This is a genomic window from Enterobacter cloacae complex sp. S1 (assembly GCF_014930525.1).
Classification (GTDB): Bacteria; Pseudomonadota; Gammaproteobacteria; order Enterobacterales; family Enterobacteriaceae; genus Enterobacter; species Enterobacter hormaechei_C.
The window spans coordinates 226,124-244,801 of the sequence record NZ_JADBRE010000017.1; the positions used below are offsets into that span (position 1 = coordinate 226,124).

Annotated in this window: 18 protein-coding genes; 11 read left to right on the plus strand and 7 right to left on the minus strand. The window is 60.9% G+C overall.

Going from position 1 to position 18,678, the window contains the following annotated elements; translation table 11 throughout:
* Window positions 1-40: 40 nt before the first annotated feature.
* Genes fepC through fepD form a run of 3 tightly spaced genes read right to left on the minus strand, consistent with a single transcriptional unit; the run spans window position 41 to window position 2,831 of the window.
* A complete protein-coding gene (gene fepC / locus IM290_RS12780) occupies window positions 41-841 on the minus strand; it encodes an iron-enterobactin ABC transporter ATP-binding protein (RefSeq protein WP_032647637.1) in 801 nt (266 codons plus the stop codon).
* Window positions 838-1,827 (minus strand): iron-enterobactin ABC transporter permease, encoded by a 990-nt coding sequence (fepG, locus tag IM290_RS12785; protein ID WP_074135033.1) that lies wholly within the window; start codon window positions 1,825-1,827, stop codon window positions 838-840. The genes fepC and fepG overlap by 4 nt, the downstream gene beginning before the upstream one ends.
* Entirely contained in the window at window positions 1,827-2,831 is a 1,005-nt protein-coding gene (gene fepD / locus IM290_RS12790; protein ID WP_193041747.1) for a Fe(3+)-siderophore ABC transporter permease, read from the minus strand. The genes fepG and fepD overlap by 1 nt, the downstream gene beginning before the upstream one ends.
* Before the next feature lie 109 nt (window positions 2,832-2,940).
* On the opposite strand from fepD, the gene entS reads away from it, so the two are divergent.
* Window positions 2,941-4,167, plus strand: a complete 1,227-nt coding sequence (gene entS, locus IM290_RS12795; RefSeq protein WP_017382514.1) for an enterobactin transporter EntS — start codon at window positions 2,941-2,943, stop codon at window positions 4,165-4,167.
* Window positions 4,168-4,244: 77 nt separating this feature from the next.
* Here entS and fepB read toward each other — a convergent pair whose 3' ends face one another.
* A complete protein-coding gene (fepB, locus tag IM290_RS12800; RefSeq protein ID WP_193041746.1) occupies window positions 4,245-5,204 on the minus strand; it encodes a Fe2+-enterobactin ABC transporter substrate-binding protein in 960 nt (319 codons plus the stop codon).
* A 187-nt stretch (window positions 5,205-5,391) separates the two neighbouring features.
* On the opposite strand from fepB, the gene entC reads away from it, so the two are divergent.
* From entC to IM290_RS12835, 7 genes are all read left to right on the plus strand, one after another.
* Window positions 5,392-6,567 (plus strand): isochorismate synthase EntC, encoded by a 1,176-nt coding sequence (entC, locus tag IM290_RS12805; RefSeq protein WP_193041745.1) that lies wholly within the window; start codon window positions 5,392-5,394, stop codon window positions 6,565-6,567.
* A 9-nt stretch (window positions 6,568-6,576) separates the two neighbouring features.
* Complete coding sequence (entE, locus tag IM290_RS12810; RefSeq protein WP_193041744.1) at window positions 6,577-8,187, plus strand: (2,3-dihydroxybenzoyl)adenylate synthase EntE; 1,611 nt, start codon at window positions 6,577-6,579, stop codon at window positions 8,185-8,187.
* A gap of 10 nt (window positions 8,188-8,197) precedes the next feature.
* Window positions 8,198-9,052 (plus strand): isochorismatase, encoded by an 855-nt coding sequence (locus tag IM290_RS12815; RefSeq protein WP_193041743.1) that lies wholly within the window; start codon window positions 8,198-8,200, stop codon window positions 9,050-9,052.
* Window positions 9,052-9,804: a 2,3-dihydro-2,3-dihydroxybenzoate dehydrogenase EntA gene (entA, locus tag IM290_RS12820; protein WP_193041742.1), complete on the plus strand. Its 753-nt coding sequence runs from the start codon at window positions 9,052-9,054 to the stop codon at window positions 9,802-9,804. Before IM290_RS12815 ends, entA begins: the two co-directional genes overlap by 1 nt.
* On the plus strand, window positions 9,804-10,217 hold the full coding sequence (gene entH / locus IM290_RS12825; RefSeq protein WP_015571173.1) for a proofreading thioesterase EntH: 414 nt from the start codon (window positions 9,804-9,806) through the stop codon (window positions 10,215-10,217). Before entA ends, entH begins: the two co-directional genes overlap by 1 nt.
* Before the next feature lie 149 nt (window positions 10,218-10,366).
* Window positions 10,367-12,472 carry a pyruvate/proton symporter CstA gene (gene cstA / locus IM290_RS12830; RefSeq protein WP_015571172.1) on the plus strand — a complete coding sequence of 702 codons (2,106 nt, stop codon included), beginning with the start codon at window positions 10,367-10,369 and terminating at the stop codon, window positions 12,470-12,472.
* A gap of 114 nt (window positions 12,473-12,586) precedes the next feature.
* A complete protein-coding gene (locus IM290_RS12835; protein ID WP_006809671.1) occupies window positions 12,587-12,784 on the plus strand; it encodes a YbdD/YjiX family protein in 198 nt (65 codons plus the stop codon).
* Here IM290_RS12835 and IM290_RS12840 read toward each other — a convergent pair.
* The 3 genes from IM290_RS12840 to IM290_RS12850 all read right to left on the minus strand — a co-directional run bounded on the left by IM290_RS12840 (window position 12,781) and on the right by IM290_RS12850 (window position 14,907).
* A complete protein-coding gene (locus IM290_RS12840; RefSeq protein ID WP_193041741.1) occupies window positions 12,781-13,185 on the minus strand; it encodes a helix-turn-helix transcriptional regulator in 405 nt (134 codons plus the stop codon). The genes IM290_RS12835 and IM290_RS12840 overlap by 4 nt on opposite strands.
* Entirely contained in the window at window positions 13,160-13,462 is a 303-nt protein-coding gene (locus IM290_RS12845; protein ID WP_022647393.1) for a type II toxin-antitoxin system RelE/ParE family toxin, read from the minus strand. The genes IM290_RS12840 and IM290_RS12845 overlap by 26 nt, the downstream gene beginning before the upstream one ends.
* Window positions 13,463-13,818: 356 nt before the next feature.
* A complete protein-coding gene (locus IM290_RS12850) occupies window positions 13,819-14,907 on the minus strand; it encodes an oxidoreductase (protein WP_032652934.1) in 1,089 nt (362 codons plus the stop codon).
* Between the two features lie 159 nt (window positions 14,908-15,066).
* Between IM290_RS12850 and IM290_RS12855 the strand changes: the two genes are divergently transcribed.
* Genes IM290_RS12855 through IM290_RS12865 form a run of 3 tightly spaced genes read left to right on the plus strand, consistent with a single transcriptional unit; the run spans window position 15,067 to window position 18,645 of the window.
* Entirely contained in the window at window positions 15,067-16,569 is a 1,503-nt protein-coding gene (locus tag IM290_RS12855; protein ID WP_193041740.1) for a sugar ABC transporter ATP-binding protein, read from the plus strand.
* Entirely contained in the window at window positions 16,566-17,561 is a 996-nt protein-coding gene (locus IM290_RS12860; RefSeq protein ID WP_193041739.1) for an ABC transporter permease, read from the plus strand. The genes IM290_RS12855 and IM290_RS12860 overlap by 4 nt, the downstream gene beginning before the upstream one ends.
* 19 nt (window positions 17,562-17,580) lie before the next feature.
* Complete coding sequence (locus tag IM290_RS12865) at window positions 17,581-18,645, plus strand: sugar ABC transporter substrate-binding protein (RefSeq protein WP_193041738.1); 1,065 nt, start codon at window positions 17,581-17,583, stop codon at window positions 18,643-18,645.
* The last annotated feature ends 33 nt before the right edge of the window (window positions 18,646-18,678 follow it).

Here is an 18,678-nt window from a genome sequence, read left to right on the forward strand (position 1 = left end):
TTGCTCCCTCTCCCCGTGGGAGAGGGCCGGGGTGAGGGCATCAGACCGCACGCTTGCCCAACGGCACCACCAACGGCGTACCCGCCACCGGATCGTCAATAATCATGCAGCGCATGCCGTAGATCCGCGCGATCAGATCCGGCGTCACAATCTCCTTCGGCGCGCCCTGCGCCACAATCTCGCCGTCGCGCAACGCAATCAGATGCGTCGCGTAGCGGCACGCCTGGTTTAAGTCGTGCAGCACTGCCGCCAGGGTGTACCCCTGCGTACGGTTCAGTTCGCTCAGCAGCTCCAGCAGGTCAATCTGATGGCTGATATCCAGCCAGGTCGTCGGCTCGTCCAGCAGCATGATCGAGGTTTCCTGCGCCAGCACCATCGCGATCCACGCGCGCTGGCGCTGTCCGCCGGAGAGGGTATCGACGCTTTGCTGGGCCAGATCGGTGATGCCCGTCGCCTGCATCGCGCGCTTCACGGCCTCGTCGTCCTCCTTGCGCCAGCGGGTAAACAGCGGCTGGTGCGGATAGCGCCCGCGGGAGACCAGCTCCTGCACGGTAATATCCCCCGGCGTGGTGGCGTTTTGCGCCAGCAGCCCAATTCGGCGCGCCACCTCTTTGCTGGCGAAGCGCTGGATCTGCTCCCCGTCGAGGAACACGCTGCCCTCAACCGGCGACATCAGGCGGCTCAGCGTGCGCAGCAATGTCGATTTGCCGCAGCCGTTTGGCCCGATGATGGCGGTGAAGTGGCCGTCCGGAATGGCAACGGATAAGTCCCGGGCAATGATTTTTTTACCATAGCCGAGGGTCAAGTTTTCGCCGCGCAAGCGGGGTGTTGAATCTGTCATTTCTTGCGTGACTCCTGAACGAGCAAGACGATGAGGTAAATCCCGCCGAGGCTGACGGTCACCACGCCCACCGGCAGTTGATAAGGCGTAAACAGCCGCTGAGCGCAGAGATCGGCGGCCAGCAGTAATACTGCGCCGCACAGCGCTGCCTGGGTTAATCCCCAGCGCGCGGTGCCGCTAAGTCGCCGCGCGATATGCGGCGCGACAAGGGCAATAAACGAGATCGGCCCGGCGATGGCGGTAGACGCTGCGGTCAGCAAGACCGCCACCAGCATCAGCATCAGGCGCGAGCGCTCTACGCTCACGCCCAGCGCGCAGGCGCTGTCGTCGCCCATCTCCAGCAGGCGCATGCGCCTGACCAGCAGCAACGCGCCAATAAACATCAGGATAATCAGCGGCGCGGCGGGCCAGGTTTTTCCCCACGTCAGACCGTTGAGGGAACCGGCGTACCACAGCCCGGCGGAGAGTGCGGTTTCCAGCGACGCCTGTAGCAGAAGCCAGGTGTTAAACGCCATCAGCATCGCGCGGATGCCGATCCCGATGATGATCAGGCGGAAGGTGTCGATGCCGTTGCGCCAGGCCAGGGCCCAGATAAGCAGGGAGGTGAGAATGCCGCCCGCCATCGCCGTAAAGGTAATGGCCATGAGATGCTGCCCGAACAGCACCATCGCCACCAGCACGCCGCTCCACGCGCCGGTATTCAGGCCCATCACGTCCGGGCTGCCGAGGGGGTTACGCATCAGCGACTGGAATATTGCGCCGCTGACGCCAAGCGCCGCGCCAACCAGGATCGCCATCGCCACGCGCGGCAGTCGCCATTCGGTGACCACCATGGTGATGTTACGCGGCGCGCTGCCGGTGAGAGCGTGAAAGACCTGCGCGAAATCAAGCGTTACGGCACCGCTTTGCAGGCTCCAGACCGCCAGCAGCAGACTGGCGACGACCAGCAGGACGACGCTGGTGAGTAATCTACGGGACGGGGCCATCATGCGCCACCCTCGCGTCTGCGTCGTACCAGGAAGATCAGCACCGGCGCGCCGATAAAGGCGCTGACCACCGAGACGCGCAATTCACCCGGCACCAGCAGGCGGCCCAGTACGTCGGCAAACAGCAGCAGGGCAGGGGTCGCCAGCAGCGTGACCGGCAGCGACCAGCGGTGATCCGCCCCCACCAGCCAGCGCGCCATGTGCGGCATCATCAGGCCGATGAAGGCAATCGGCCCGACGACGGCGGTCGCGCTGCCGCACAGCACGGTGATGACAAGCAGGCCCGTCAGCTGCGTACGCGCCACGCGGTTGCCGAGGGCGGTCGCGGTGTCGCTGCCGAGGCTCAGGCTGTTGAGCGCCCGGCTTAAACACAGCGCTACGGCGGCAGAGATAAACACCGGGAATGCCACCACTTTCAGGGTATCAAGGGTACGGATATCCAGCGAACCGGCCTGCCAGAAGCGCAGCTGGTCATACACGTCCGGGTTGAGCAGGGCGATGCCGTTCGATAAGCCTTCCAGCACCGCCGCGAGCGCCACGCCCGCCAGTGTCAGACGTACCGGGCTGAGCTGTCCGCCGCCCTGGCTGCCGGTAAAGGCCACCACCAGCGAGGCGGCCAGCGCGCCGCAGAAGGCCATCACCAGCTGTTCAGACGGAGAGGTGAAACCAAACAGCGCCGCGCCGAGCACAATGGCGAAACTGGCACCAGAGTTCACGCCGAGAATGCCAGGGTCCGCCAGCGGGTTGCGGGTGAGGGTTTGCATCAGGGCACCGGCAAGCCCGAGTGCGCCACCGGCCAGCAGGCCGGCAAGGGTGCGGGGCAGGCGGGCGTCGAGCACGATAATGCAGTCGGCGCTCTGGCAGGTACCGGAGAGCGCATCGACAATAACGGACGCGGGCAGCGGCTTCGCGCCAACCAGCAAACTGAGTGCAATCGCAAGGATCAACAGCAGCAATAAAACGGGCACGGCTACGGCGCGCACCGCGGAAGAGGAAAACGACATAGCAACGTCCATGATGTGATAATGATAGTAATTATCGTTATCTATCTTATTTGGCTATGTTAGCATGTGCGCCCATGGAAATGGTAGACCGATACCTCAAGGCCTTGTCATGAATCAAAAATCCTGGCTGCTCAACCTCAGCCTGCTGAAAACGCACCCGGCGTTTCGAGCGGTTTTTATCGCCCGCTTTATCTCCATTTTATCCCTCGGCCTGCTCGGGGTCGCCGTGCCGGTACAGATCCAGACCATGACCCACTCCAGCTGGCTGGTGGGGTTATCCGTCACCTTAACCGGCGGGGCGATGTTTATCGGCCTGATGGTGGGAGGCGTACTGGCGGACCGCTACGAGCGTAAAAAACTGATCCTGCTGGCGCGCGGCACCTGCGGGGTGGGCTTTGTCGGGCTGTGTCTGAACGCAATGCTGCCGGAGCCGTCGCTGATGGCGATTTATGCCCTGGGCCTGTGGGACGGCTTTTTTGCCTCGTTAGGCGTGACGGCGCTGCTGGCGGCCACGCCCGCGCTGGTCGGGCGCGAGAACCTGATGCAGGCGGGGGCGATCACCATGCTCACCGTGCGTCTGGGATCGGTGATTTCGCCGATGGTCGGCGGCCTGCTGCTGGCGACCGGCAACGTGGCGTGGAACTACGGCCTTGCCGCGGCGGGAACCTTTATCACCACACTGACGCTGCTGCGTCTGCCGCTCCTGCCACCGCCGCCGCAGCCGCGCGAGCATCCGCTGAAGTCCCTGATGGCCGCGATTCGTTTTCTGTTCAGCAACCCGCTGATTGGCGGCATTGCGCTGCTCGGCGGCCTGCTGACGATGGCGAGCGCCGTGCGCGTGCTGTACCCGGCGCTGGCGGGCGAGTGGCAGATGAGCGCCTCAGAGATTGGCGTGCTGTACGCCGCCATTCCGCTCGGCGCCGCGTGCGGGGCGCTGACCAGCGGAAACCTGGCGCAGAGCGCGAGACCGGGGTTAATCATGCTGGTGGCGACGCTGGCCTCGTTTATCGCGATTGGTTTCTTCAGCCTGATGCCGGTGTGGGCGCTGGGGGTGATGTGTCTGGTGATTTTTGGCTGGCTGAGCGCGGTCAGCTCTCTTTTACAGTACACCCTGATCCAGACCCAGACGCCGGAAGGGATGCTCGGGCGCATTAACGGCCTGTGGACGGCGCAGAACGTCACGGGCGATGCGATTGGCGCAGCGATCCTCGGCGGGCTGGGGGCGATAATGACCCCGGTGGCGTCGGCGAGCAGCAGCGGGTTTGTGTTAGCCGTGGTTGGCGTGATTTTATTGGCGGTTTTGGTGGAGTTGCGTCGGTTCAGGCAGAACCTGTAGGTCGGGTAAGGCGTAGCCGCCACCCGACAAAACGCCCGGTGGCGCTGCGCTTACCGGGCCTACGGGAAACGTGCCTCTTATTTAAAAATTGAATTCAAACGCTGCAACACCAACAACGCGCTGTAATAATCCAGGCGGAACGTCTCCGTTCCCAGCGCCCAGACGCGCTTGTTCTTGACCGACGGCAGATGCGCCAGCAGCGGATTGGCGTAAATCGCGTCCACGTCTTTCTGGTCGCCGGCAAACACGAACAGCCCTTCGCCGTTCAGCCCCGTCGCCAGGTTTTCCCCGCCCAGCTGAATAATGTCGTGACGCTTGCCCTGGCTTTTCGAGGTGTGCAATCCATCAGGTAACGCCGCCAGCGTGAAGCCCAGCTGGTGCAGCAGTTTGCCCTGAGCCGAGTCTGTCGTCCACAGGTTCGCCGTGTGCGCCGCGGCGGTGTAGACGATGGCGTTCACCGGCTGCGGCGGCAGCTTCATCTGCTGCTTCACCTGGGCGAGCTGTTTATCGAAGGCAGCGATGCGCTCTGCGGCCTGTGTTTCCTGCCCGGTGATCGTCCCCAGCTGGGTCAGCAGTTCCTGCCAGCTTTTGTCGTCGTAGTTAATGATAAGCGTCGGGGCGATGGCGGAAAGCTGATCGTAGAGTGCCAGCGCGGAATCCCCGCCGGTGGCGCTGATCAAAATCAGGTCCGGCATCTGGGCCGCGACGGCTTCGGCGCTCGGCTCGCCGATGTACAGCCGGGAAACCTTACGCTGTTTCGCGATATCGCCCCACTGACGTAAAAAGCCCTGTGCATCCGCCACGCGGTTGTTTGGCGTGGTGGCTCCGCTGGCAATAACCGGGGCGTCAATGGCCAGCAGGGAGCCGGTTAGGGTCACGCTGGTGGAGACAATGCGCGTCGGTTTGCTCTCAAGCGTATGTACGCCGCGGCTGTCTGTGACCTGACGCGGCCAGTCGGCGGCCGTCGCTGAGGTTAGTCCTAAAACAAAAAGTCCTGTTAAAAGAAAGGCATTACGGCAAACGGCAGGGAGTTTCACAGAACGGCATCCTGTTTTTGTTGAAGTTAATGCTTCTCATTTTCATGATTGCGGGGAAGGTATGCAAGCGTTAGTCGCACAAGTTGTTTGCTCTGCGGTTGACACCAGGGCGATGTGGGATTAGGTTAGCCGACGAAAATATAAATGATAATCATTATTACTGCTTTTATCATTTTAGGAGGATGATATGGATACGTCATTGGCTGAGGACCTTCAGCACACCGCGACCACGCTGCAATCAGACAGCTTTTTCTTTATGTCGCCCTATCGCAGTTTTACCACGTCAGGCTGTTTTGCCCGTTTTTCTGAACCCGCCGTCGGCGGTGACGATCCGGCGGGCCCCTTTCAGCAGAAATTAGCTCAGGCTTTCCGGAATGCGAAAAACAGCGGCATTGCCCATCCGGTGATGGTAGGGGCGATCCCCTTCGATACCCGCAAATCGTCATCGCTGTTTATTCCGCAACGCTGGCAAACCTTCTCCCGCCCGGCGCGTCAGCAGTCCGCACGCTACGCCTCCGGCGCGCAGACGCTGAACGTGCAACAACGCACCGAGATCCCGCCGCAGCCGGTTTTCGAGGAGATGGTCGCTCGCGCCGCGTCGCTCACCGCCACGCCGCAGGTGAATAAGGTGGTGCTGTCGCGCCTGATTGATATCGCCACCGACAAACAGATTGATAGCAGCGCGCTGATGGAGCGTCTTATCGCCCAGAACCCGGCGAGCTTTAACTTCCACGTACCGCTGGAAGACGGCGGCGTGCTGCTGGGCGCCAGCCCGGAACTGCTGCTGCGTAAAGAGGGCGCGCACTTTAGCTCGCTGCCGCTGGCGGGCTCTGCGCGCCGTCAGCCGGACGATGTGCTGGATCGCGAAGCGGGCACTAAGCTGCTGGCCTCCGAAAAAGACCGTCACGAGCACGACCTGGTAACGCAGGCGATGAAAACCATTCTGGAACCGCGCAGCCATCATCTGACCATGCCGGCTTCCCCGCAGCTCATCACCACCCCGACGCTGTGGCATCTGGCGACGCCGGTAGAAGGTGACGCGCGTGAAAACGAGAACGCCCTGACGCTGGCCTGCCTGCTGCACCCGACGCCAGCGCTGAGCGGCTTCCCGCATCAGGCGGCAAAAGAGCTGATTGCCGAGCTGGAGCCGTTCGATCGTGAGCTGTTCGGCGGCATCGTCGGCTGGTGCGACAGCGAAGGTAACGGCGAGTGGGTGGTAACTATCCGCTGCGCGCGGCTGCATCAAAATACCGTTCGCCTGTTTGCCGGCGCGGGCATTGTGCCTGCTTCCTCCCCGGTGGGCGAGTGGCGCGAGACGGGCGTGAAGCTCTCCACCATGCTCAACGTGTTTGGTTTGCACTAAGGAATACTCATGACCATCCCTTTTACCCGCTGGCCTGAGGATTTTGCCCGCCGCTACCGTGAAAAAGGCTACTGGCAGGATCTGCCGCTGACCCACATCCTGACGGACCATGCGGACAACGATGCGGTCGCGATAATTGACGGCGATCGCCGCATCACCTACCGCGCGTTTAATCAGGCGGTGACGAATCTGGCGTCAGCCCTTCAGGCGCAGGGGCTGCATCGCGGCGAGACAGCGCTGGTGCAGCTCGGCAACGTGGCCGAGTTCTACATCACCTTCTTCGCGCTGCTGCAAATCGGCGTCGCACCGGTCAACGCGCTCTTTAGCCATCAGCGCAGCGAACTCAACACCTACGCGGAGCAGATCAAACCCGCCGTGCTGATTGCCGACCGCGACCACACGCTGTTCGCGGGTGATGATTTTCTCAATACCTTTGTGGATGCGCATCGCTCGGTACGCGTTGTGCTGCTACGCGGCGATAAGGGCGAACACGCGCTGGAGGCGGCGATTGCACGCCCGGCGGACAATTTCATCCCGAACCCGACGCCCGCCGACGAAGTGGCGTTCTTCCAGCTCTCCGGCGGCAGCACCGGCACGCCGAAGCTGATCCCGCGTACGCACAACGACTACGACTACAGCATCCGTCGCAGCAACGAAATCTGCGGTATCACTGCGCACACCCGCTATCTGAACGCGCTTCCCGCGGCGCATAACTACGCCATGAGCTCGCCGGGATCGTTAGGCGTCTTCACGGCGGGCGGCTGCGTGGTGCTGGCTAACGATCCGAGCGCCACGCTCTGCTTCCCGCTGATTGAGCAGCATCAGATAAACGTCACCTCACTGGTGCCGCCCGCGGTCAGCCTGTGGTTGCAGGCGATTGCCGACGGCGCGGGGAACGCCCAGCTGAAATCCCTCGAACTGCTCCAGGTAGGCGGCGCACGTCTCTCCTCCACGCTTGCGGCACGTATTCCGGCGGAAATTGGCTGCCAGCTTCAGCAGGTGTTTGGCATGGCGGAAGGGCTGGTGAACTACACCGCCCTCGACGATGCGCCGGAGCGCATCATCAATACCCAGGGCCGCCCGATGTGCCCGGACGATGAAGTGTGGGTGGCGGACGAGGACGGTAACCCGCTGCCGCGCGGGGAAGTCGGGCGTCTGATGACGCGCGGCCCTTACACCTTCCGCGGCTATTTCAATAGCCCGGAACACAACGCCAGCGCCTTTGATGCCAACGGTTTCTACTGCTCGGGCGATCTGATCGCCATCGATGAGCAGGGTTACATCACCGTGCAGGGGCGCGAGAAAGATCAGATCAACCGCGGTGGCGAGAAGATCGCCGCCGAAGAGATCGAAAACCTGCTGCTGCGCCACGATGCGGTGATCCACGCCGCGCTGGTGAGCATGGAGGACAGCCTGCTGGGCGAAAAAAGCTGCGCGTACCTGGTGGTGAAACAGCCCCTGCGCGCGGTGGAGGTGCGCCGCTTCCTGCGCGAGCAGGGCGTCGCCGAATTTAAGCTGCCGGACCGCGTGGAGAGCGTGGATGCGCTTCCGCTCACGCCGGTCGGCAAAGTTGATAAGAAACAGTTGCGCCTGTGGCTTGCTGAACGCGCCCGGGGCTGAGGAACAGAGAATGGCCATTCCAAAATTAACCGCATACGCGCTGCCAACCGCCGCCGAACTGCCGACCAGTAAAGTGAACTGGGCGTTTGAACCGGAGCGCGCCGCGCTGCTGATCCACGATATGCAGGAGTACTTCCTGAACTTTTGGGGCGAAAATAGCGACATGATGCAGCAGGTAGTGGCGAACATCGCTAAACTGCGCGCATACTGCAAAGAGCACAATATTCCGGTGTACTACACCGCGCAGCCGAAAGATCAGAGCGATGAAGACCGCGCCCTGCTGAACGATATGTGGGGGCCGGGCCTGACTCGCTCGCCGGAGCAGCAGCGCATCGTCGCTGAGCTGACCCCGGACGAAGCGGACACCGTGCTGGTGAAGTGGCGCTACAGCGCGTTTCACCGCTCGCCGCTGGAGCAGATGCTTAAAGAGACCGGGCGCAACCAGCTTTTGATCACCGGCGTGTACGCCCACATCGGCTGCATGACCACCGCCACCGACGCCTTTATGCGCGACATCAAACCGTTCTTTATCGCCGACGCGCTGGCGGATTTCACCCGCGACGAGCACCTGATGTCGCTGAAATATGTGGCAGGACGTTCGGGCCGCGTGGTGATGACCGACGAACTGCTGCCGTCCGTTCCGACAACGAAAGCCGCGCTGCGTGAGCTGATCCTGCCGCTGCTGGACGAGTCCGACGAGCCAATGGATGACGAAAACCTGATCGACTACGGTCTGGATTCAGTGAGGATGATGGCGCTGGCCGCCCGCTGGCGCAAAGTGCACGCCGACATTGATTTCGTGATGCTGGCAAAAAATCCGACCCTCGATGCCTGGTGGGCGCTGCTCTCCCGCGAGGTGAAGTGATGGCTTTTGATTTCACCGGTAAAACGGTCTGGGTGACGGGCGCGGGCAAGGGCATTGGTTATGCGACCGCGCTGGCATTTGTGGAGGCCGGGGCGCAGGTGACCGGGTTCGATCTGGCTTTCCCTCACGGCGAATATCCGTTTGCCACCGAAACGCTGGACGTGGCGGATGCGGCGCAGGCGAGTGACGTCTGCGGGCGTTTGCTCAGCAGCCTTGAGCGGCTCGATGTGCTGGTTAACGCGGCGGGCATTCTACGTATGGGCGTGACGGATCAGCTCTCGCAGGAGGACTGGCAGCAGACCTTTGCGGTCAACGTCGGCGGCGCGTTCAACCTGTTCCAGCAGACGATGGGCCAGTTCCGTCATCAGCAGGGGGGGGCGATTGTGACGGTGGCCTCTGACGCGGCGCACACGCCGCGCATCGGCATGAGCGCCTACGGCGCGTCGAAAGCGGCGCTGAAAAGCCTGGCGCTGACCGTCGGGCTGGAACTGGCGGGCAGCGGCGTACGCTGTAACCTGGTGTCGCCGGGTTCAACGGATACCGACATGCAGCGCACCCTGTGGACCAGCGATGATGCGGAACAGCGGCGCATTCGCGGCTTTGGCGAGCAGTTCAAGCTCGGCATTCCGCTCGGTAAAATTGCCCGTCCACAGGAGATTGCTGCGACCGTGCTGTTCCTGGCATCCGATGCCGCCAGCCATATCACCTTGCAGGATATCGTGGTGGACGGCGGCTCCACGCTGGGGGCGTAATGATCTGGAAACGTCATTTAACGCTCGAGGAGCTGAACGCCACCAGCCTGAATACGATGGTGGGGCACCTTGGCATCGTCTATACCCGCCTCGGGGACGATACGCTGGAAGCAGAGATGCCGGTGGATGCCCGCACCCACCAGCCGTTTGGCCTGCTGCACGGTGGCGCCTCGGCGGCGCTGGCGGAAACGCTGGGCTCAATGGCCGGTTTTCTGATGACCCGTGACGGGCAGAACGTGGTGGGCACGGAACTGAATGCCACGCACCACCGCGCGGTCTCTCACGGTAAGGTACGCGGCGTGTGTCAGCCGCTGCATCTGGGCCGTTCCAGCCAGAGCTGGGAGATCGTGGTGTTCGACGAGCAGGGGCGGCGGTGCTGTACCTGTCGGTTGAGTACGATGGTGTTGGGGTAAGTCATTCAGCTGAAAGTGATCGGCTTAACACTGTGGTGTAAATCTCTGGTTTGACCACGCATTATTGCGTTTCAAAGTTGTTAAATTTTATCCGTTGTTCTAGAAACAAAATGTAACATCTCACTGTTTCACAACAACGGACAACAACTATGAACAACTCAGGGAAATACCTTACGTGGGCGGTGCTCTCCGTGGTGGGAGCCTTTGCCCTGGGCTATATCGCCCTCAACCGGGGGGAGCAGATCAACGCGCTGTGGATCGTCGTCGCCTCCGTCTGCATTTATCTGATCGCATACCGTTTTTATGGCCGCTATATCGCTAAGACGGTACTGGGCGTAGACGGCACGCGCATGACGCCGGCCGTGCGTCATAACGACGGTCTGGACTACGTGCCGACCGATAAAAAAGTGCTGTTCGGTCACCATTTCGCGGCGATTGCCGGGGCAGGCCCGCTGGTGGGGCCGGTACTGGCCGCGCAGATGGGCTACCTGCCAGGGATGATCTGGATCCTCGCGGGGGTGGTGCTGGCGGGCGCGGTGCAGGACTTCATGGTGCTGTTCGTCTCCACCCGCCGCGACGGTCGTTCGCTGGGTGAGCTTGTGAAAGAGGAGATGGGCGCAACCGCCGGGGTGATTGCGCTGGTGGCGACCTTTATGATCATGGTGATCATCCTCGCGGTGCTGGCGATGATCGTTGTGAAAGCCTTGACCCACAGCCCGTGGGGAACCTATACCGTCGCCTTCACCATTCCGCTGGCGCTGTTTATGGGGATCTATATCCGCTATCTGCGTCCGGGGCGCATTGGTGAAGTTTCAGTTATTGGCCTGGTGTTCCTGGTGTTTGCCATTATCTCCGGCGGCTGGGTAGCGGAAAGCCCGACCTGGGCGCCGTTCTTCGACTTCACCGGCGTGCAGCTGACCTGGATGCTGGTGGGCTATGGCTTTGTGGCGGCGGTGCTGCCGGTGTGGCTGCTGCTGGCCCCGCGTGACTACCTCTCCACCTTCCTGAAAATCGGCACCATCGTCGGGCTGGCGATCGGCATTCTGATTATGCGCCCGACCCTGACCATGCCTGCGCTGACCAAATTTATTGACGGCACCGGCCCGGTCTGGACCGGCAACCTGTTCCCGTTCCTGTTTATCACCATCGCCTGCGGCGCGGTGTCGGGCTTCCACGCGCTGATTGCCTCCGGGACCACGCCGAAGATGCTGGCGAATGAAAATCAGGCCTGCCTGATTGGCTACGGCGGCATGCTGATGGAATCCTTCGTGGCGATTATGGCGCTGGTTTCGGCCTGTATTATTGACCCGGGCGTTTACTTTGCGATGAACAGCCCAATGGCGGTACTGGCACCGGCCGGCACCGTTGACGTGGTTGCCTCTGCCGCGCAGGTGGTCAGCGGCTGGGGCTTTGCGATTACCCCTGAAACGTTGACGCATATCGCTAATGAGGTCGGTGAGCAGTCAATTATCTCCCGCGCAGGCGGGGCACCAACGCTGGCGGTGGGCATGGCCTACATCCTTCACGGCGCGCTGGGCGGGCTGATGGATGTCTCGTTCTGGTATCACTTCGCCATTCTGTTCGAGGCGCTGTTTATTCTGACGGCGGTGGATGCCGGTACGCGTGCGGCGCGCTTTATGTTGCAGGATCTGCTGGGGGTGATCTCCCCGAACCTGAAGCGTACCGATTCACTCCCGGCTAACCTGCTGGCGACGGCGCTGTGCGTGCTGGCGTGGGGCTACTTCCTGCATCAGGGCGTGGTCGACCCGCTGGGCGGGATTAACACCCTGTGGCCGCTGTTCGGTATCGCCAACCAGATGCTGGCAGGCATGGCCCTGATGCTCTGCGCGGTAGTTCTGTTCAAGATGAAGCGCCAGCGTTACGCATGGGTGGCGCTGGTGCCAACGGCGTGGCTGCTGATCTGTACCCTGACCGCGGGCTGGCAGAAAGCCTTCAGCCCGGACAATAAGGTGGGCTTCCTGGCGATCGCCAACAAGTTCCAGGCGATGATCGACAGCGGTAAGATCCCGGCACAGTACACCGAATCTCAACTGTCGCAGCTGGTGTTTAACAACCGTCTGGACGCCGGGCTGACCATCTTCTTTATGGTGGTGGTTGTGGTGCTGGCGTTGTATTCTCTGAAAACCGCGCTGGCGGCGTTGAAAGTCGACAAACCGACGGCGAAAGAGACGCCGTATGAGCCAATGCCTGAGAACCTGGACGAGATTGTCACCCAGGCGAAAGGGGCGCATTAACATTACCAAACCCCCTCACCCCAGCCCTCTCCCCAAAGGGGAGAGGGTGTTAAAGTTCCCTCTCCCCTTTGGGGAGAGGGTCAGGGTGAGGGGAAAACAAACGAGAAACTGACTATGTTCGACACGCTTTCCAAAGCAGGTAAATACCTGGGCCAGGCCGCTAAAATGATGATTGGCGTGCCGGATTACGACAACTACGTCGAGCATATGCGCGTCAACCACCCGGACCAGACGCCCATGACCTACGAAGAATTTTTCCGCGACCGCCAGGACGCCCGCTACGGTGGCAAGGGCGGGGCGAAGTGCTGTTAACCCTCTTTTGGTAAATAGAGACTGATCTGCTCCTGTTTACAGCCGTAAATTACCGCCAGCTTTTCGCGGGTGCGCTTTTGCGGTCGGGAGTCCAGCGCTTCAAGCTGTGACACGGCGGACTGGCTGATGCCGAGCTTCTCCGCCACCTCCTGCTGGGACATACCGCGTAAAATGCGCCAGGCGGCCTGTAGGCTGACGTTCTCGTTATGCATGATGTCGCACACTTCACCCGGTAAACCCACGTTATCGTAGATGTCTGATTCGTAAGGGATGTCTTCCCAGTCGTTTTCATCATCGTCATCGTACTCAAGCATGGCTAAACGCATGCGAAAATATTCACCGTAGGGTATGACAACATACTGTTTTTTTCCTTCTTCATCCTTGATGAACTGAATAGTCATATTCCGTATGCTCCTCATGAAGGTAGGTGGTGGTTGTTCGGCGTTTTACTGCCACTACGTAGCAGATATCACCCGGCGGATCTCCGAAGGTGTAAATGACCCTGTAATCACCTAATCGCAACCTGTAGTGGTTTTCGGGAGAAGATAATTTCTTGATATCCGCGACAGGTGATGTTTTATCATCCATCTTCTCCAGCCTGAATTTAATGCGGTTCTGATATCGAGGATCGATTTTAGAAAACTGCTTCTCTGCTGTTTTAGACCACACAATCTTCATCCGTACCTCCACTGTACGCCCACGCAAAATATAAGGAAATAATAAGACTATTAGATAAATTCCGAATTTCTAATGAGGTACTGTAGAGCGGAGAACAACCGCGAGAAAGCGGCAAAACGCGAATCGTCGAGGCGGCTCGAACAGGCCTCTGCCGGGCGACAGAGGCTTGCAGAAAAAGATGCGATCAGGCGTTCAGACCGCCGTCGACATCCAGACCGGTGCCGGAAATTTGCCCCGCGGCCCCAGCCCACGGCTGGCGCTGGTAACCCGCGCCTTTTTCCTGTTAAATCGATCTGCATGATGACCTCGTTGCAAGAGTGGAGAGAATCATCATTCGGTATAGCCCGTCGGCGCAATTAACGGCTGAAGGATTCCACCTTCTCAAACGCGGCGCGCAGAACCTCAGGCGTTAACGTCACCGGCAGATAGTGAATCGACTCCACCGGGCGCAGGGTGTGGGCAATGACCTTATCCAGCTCGTCGCGGTTGTGAATATCGACGTCCAGCTCGCGAAGCGTGGTAGGCAGGTTAAAGCGCTGGTACGCCGCCACCAGCTGCGCCAGCACGTCGTCCTGACCGAGCAGGGCGCTCTGCACCAGAATGCCGTAGGCCACCTTGGTGCCGTGCAGGTATTTTTCCGTCTGCGGCAGCACGGTTAAGCCGTTGTGCACCGCGTGCGCCGCCGCCACGCGGGTATAGCGCTCACCCAGACCGCCGACCATTCCGCCTCCGGCAATAATCGCATCCACCACGTCCCGGAACGCCTGCGTCTGTTCGCCGCGCTGCTGATCCGCAAGCGCCTCTTCGCTGCGTTCCAGCAGCACGTCGCGGATCGCCAGCGCACCGTTCAGGCCAAGACGCACGGTCAGCGGCAGACTCTCAGGTTGAGGGGCGAGCACCGCCGCTTCGTACCACTTCGCCAGCGTATCGCCGATGCCCGCCAGCAGGTATTCCGCCGGGGCGTTAAGGATGATCTGCGGCTCCACCAGCACCAGAAAGTTGGCGTCGTCAAAAATCTCAAACTGTAGCGCCTGACCGGCATCGTTGTACCAGACGGAGAGCGGTGTCCACGCCGCGCAGGTGGCGGCGATAGTGGGAATGCCTACGAACGGCACGCCCAGACGACGCGCCACGGCCTTGACGGTATCCATTACCGCACCGCCGCCCACGCCAATCACCACGCTGGTTTCACTACCCGACTCGTTCACCAGATGGGTGACGTCACTCTCGCTGCAATGGCCCTTAAACAGCAGATGTTTTGCCCCCGTCGCGTTAAAACTCTGCGGCAGATAAGGGCGTGCGCCCTCGATTGCCCGCTCGCCGTAGATCCACACCGCGCGGGAAAGCTGTTCCGGAGTAAAGAAATCATCCAGGTGGGCAAGGCTTCCCGGATGAGAGAAGTAGTTCGCCGGGCCGGGCACGACGCGGATATCGGTGTTGCTCATGAAGTTGTCCTTTTTTAGCAAGCGCTAACCCGATGTTATGTCTGGACATCCGGATGGCTAATAATATTTTGCTTTAACTTATGCCTTTTCCGTCGTTGTCAGTCAACAAGAGCTGTGAAAAATTCGCTAAATCAGAAGAGTAATGAAGGATTTACGCGGATGGTTTCCAGTCGCCTAGAGATGCGCGGTATCAGCCTGGCCTTTTCCGGCTTTCAGGCCCTGTCGCGCGTGGATTTCACCCTGAACGGCGGGTCGGTGCATGCGCTGACCGGCGCCAACGGCGCGGGGAAATCGACGCTGATGGCGGTGCTGTGCGGGACGCACGATCGTTATGAAGGCGAAATCTGCATTAACAACCAGCCGGTAAGTATCCGCGAGCCGCTGGACGCCAAACGGCTGGGTATCCACCTTGTGCAGCAGGAGGTGGATGTGGCGCTCATCCCCGGGTTAAGCATTGCCGAAAACATCATGCTCGACCAGCTGGCTTATCCGGGGCACCGCTACAGCTGGCGCGCGGTTCGTCAGCAGGCGCGGCAGGCGCTGGCGCAGCTGGATGTTTCGCTCGACGTACGCCGCTCCATCGACAGTTGCACGCTGGCTGAAAAACAGCAGATTTTGCTGGCGCGGGCGCTCTCGCACCACTGCCGTTTTCTCATTCTTGATGAGCCCACCGCGCCGCTGGACGCGCACGAGAGTGAGCGTCTGTTTGCGGTAGTAAGACGTCTGCAACAGCAGGGTATCGGCGTGGTGTTTATCTCTCACCGCATTCACGAGCTGAAGGCCATCTGCGACACCCTGACGGTGCTGCGCGACGGCAGGCTGATTGAGTCCGGCCCGATGGCGGATCTGAGCGGCGAAGCGATTGTTGAGAAGATGCTCGGCCATGAGCTGAGCGATATCTATCCGCCCCCGCGCCCGCCGCACGGTGAGGAGACGCTACTGCGGGTGGAAGGGCTGCACGACGATGCGCTGCTGAAAGATATCTCCCTGCACCTGCGCAAAGGTGAAATCCTCGGCATTGCCGGGCTGGCGGGGGCGGGGAAAACGGAACTCTGCAAGGCGCTGTTTGGCGCCAGCTTAAGCCGCGTCGCGCGCGGCGAGCTGAACCATCAGGCCTGGAAACCGCGCGATCCGGCAGACTCGGTAATGCGCGGTCTGGCGCTGGTGCCGGAGGAGCGGCGCAAAGAGGGCATTTTTATCGACGAGCCGGTGAGCATGAACCTTGCCGTGTGCGCCGATAACAGCTTCTCGCGCTGGAGCCTGTTTGGTCATCGTCAGGCGTGGCGCTGGGCAGAAGAGGTGATTGCCCGCGTCGGCGTGCGCACGCGCGGGCCGGGGCAGGTGCTGCGTCGGCTTTCCGGCGGTAACCAGCAGAAGGTCGCCATCGGGAAATGGCTGCGCAATGACGCCAGCGTGCTGATATTCGACGAGCCGACCAAAGGCGTGGACGTGAAGGCCAAAACCGATCTGTTTCAGCTGATCGACGGCCTGGCGCGCGAGGGCAAAGGGGTGATTTACGCCTCGGGCGAGTTCGCTGAGCTGGTCGGGCTGTGCGACCGCATCTGCGTGCTGTGGGACGGACGCATCGTGGCGGAAATCGCCGGAGCCGAGGCCCGGGAAGAGACACTACTTTATTATTCAACCGGAGGAACGGCGTCGTGAGCAAGGCTCTGTCAGTGACGGCGGCGGCATCTGGCCGTCAGCAACTATTCGATTTTCTTTATAAATGGGGCATGCTGTTGACCGTCGTCGCGCTGGTGGCGGTGTTTGGCCTGGCGTCGGACAGCTTCCTCGATCCGAACAACATCATCAACATTCTGCGCTCGATTGCCATCGTAACGGTGATTGCCATCGGCGTCTCGATTTCGCTGACCGTCGGCGGGTTCGATCTGTCGGTGGGGTCAACCGCGTCGCTGGCGAACGCGCTGGTGGTTTCACTCTTCGTCTGGCACGGCTTCGGCACCACCGAGTCGATTCTGCTGACCCTCGCGCTCTGCACGCTGGTCGGCCTGTTTAACGCCTTCCTGATCGTCATTCTGCGCATTCCGGACATGCTCGCAACGCTTGCCAGCCTGTTTGTGATTCAGGGCGTGGCGATGACCTACAGCTACGGCGGGTCGATTACCGAGAACATGGTGCTGCCGAGCGGCGACATGGCGGAAGGGACCATTCCGGCGGCGTTCAGCCTGCTGGGGCAGGTGCCGACCATTGTGATCGTCATGCTGGTGGTGACGATTCTGGCGCAGCTTGGCCTGTCGCTGACCACCCACGGACGCCGGATGTACGCCATTGGCGGCAACCCGGAAGCCGCGCGTCTCTCCGGTATTCGCACCACGCGCTACAAGGTGGCGGCCTACGTGATCGCCTCGCTGCTGGCGGGACTGGGCGGAATTTTGCTGGCTTCGCGTATCGGTTCATCGCAGGTGAATGCGGGGGGCGGCTACCTGATGGATGCGGTGGCGGCGGCGTGGATCGGGTTCTCGCTGGCCGGGTCCGGCAAGCCGAACGCGCTGGGCACGCTGGTGGGGGCGGTGATCCTCGGCGTGCTGTCGAACGGGCTGGTGATGCTCTCCGTGCCGTATTACGCCATGGACATTATAAAAGGGCTGGTGCTCGCGATGGCACTGGCGATTACTTACATACAAAAACGCTGACAACACAACGGGATAATAAATGAAAAAGATTGCGCTCTCTTTGGTGGCTCTTGGGTTACTCACTTCTCTGCCGGGCCTGGCGGCTACGCCCGCGCCGGTTCCGGCCGCCATTGCCAGCCATGACGGACCCATTCGCATTGCGGTGATCCGCAACCTGGGCTCGGACGACAACACCACGCAGTTTGTTGCCGGGGCGATTCAGGAAGGGAAAAAGCTCGGCTTTAAGGTCAGCACGTTTTTAAGTAACGGGGACGACGCCAGATTCCAGGATTTCGTGAACCAGGCCATCAGCCAGAAATACGACGGGATTATTCTCTCTCAGGGGCGCGATCCGTACTCCACCGCGCTGGTGAAGAAGGCGGTGGATGCCGGGATCAAAGTCGCGGTATTTGATACCGCCGTGAACGGCGAGATCCCGGGCGTAACCGTTACCCAGCAGGACGATGCCTCCCTGACCAACCTCTCTTTTGGTCAACTGGCGAAAGATTTCAACGGCAAGGCCAATATCGTCAAGCTGTGGGTCGCGGGCTTCCCGCCGATGGAGCGCCGTCAGGCGGCCTACAAAGAACTGCAAAAACAGTATCCGGAGATTAAAGAGCTGGAGTCCATCGGCGCGGTCTCCTCTGACGTGCAGGGCGACACCGCCAACAAGGTGGGGGCGATCCTCGCGAAATACCCGAAAGGTAAAATCGACGCCATCTGGGGGACATGGGATGCCTTCAGTCAGGGCGCGTATAAGGCGCTGAAAGAGAACGGCCGCACCGAGATCAAGCTCTACAGCATCGACATCTCCAACCAGGATCTCCAGCTGATGCGCGAGCCGGCTAGCCCGTGGAAGGTGAGCGTGGCGGTAGATCCGAAGCTGATTGGCGCGACCAACGTACGCCTGATCGCCAATAAGATTGCCGGAGAAGCGACGCCTGCCACCTACGATTTCAAGGCGGCGGCTATTCCGCAGGCGCTGCTGACCGCCCAGCCGGGCGCGGTGAACGTGGCGTCTCTGGGGAAAATCATTCCGGGCTGGGGCCAGACGGAAGATTTTATCGCGCCGTGGTTTGCGACGCTTGCCGCTAAAAACAAGTAAACCAAGCCGGGTGGCGGCTGCGCCTTACCCGGC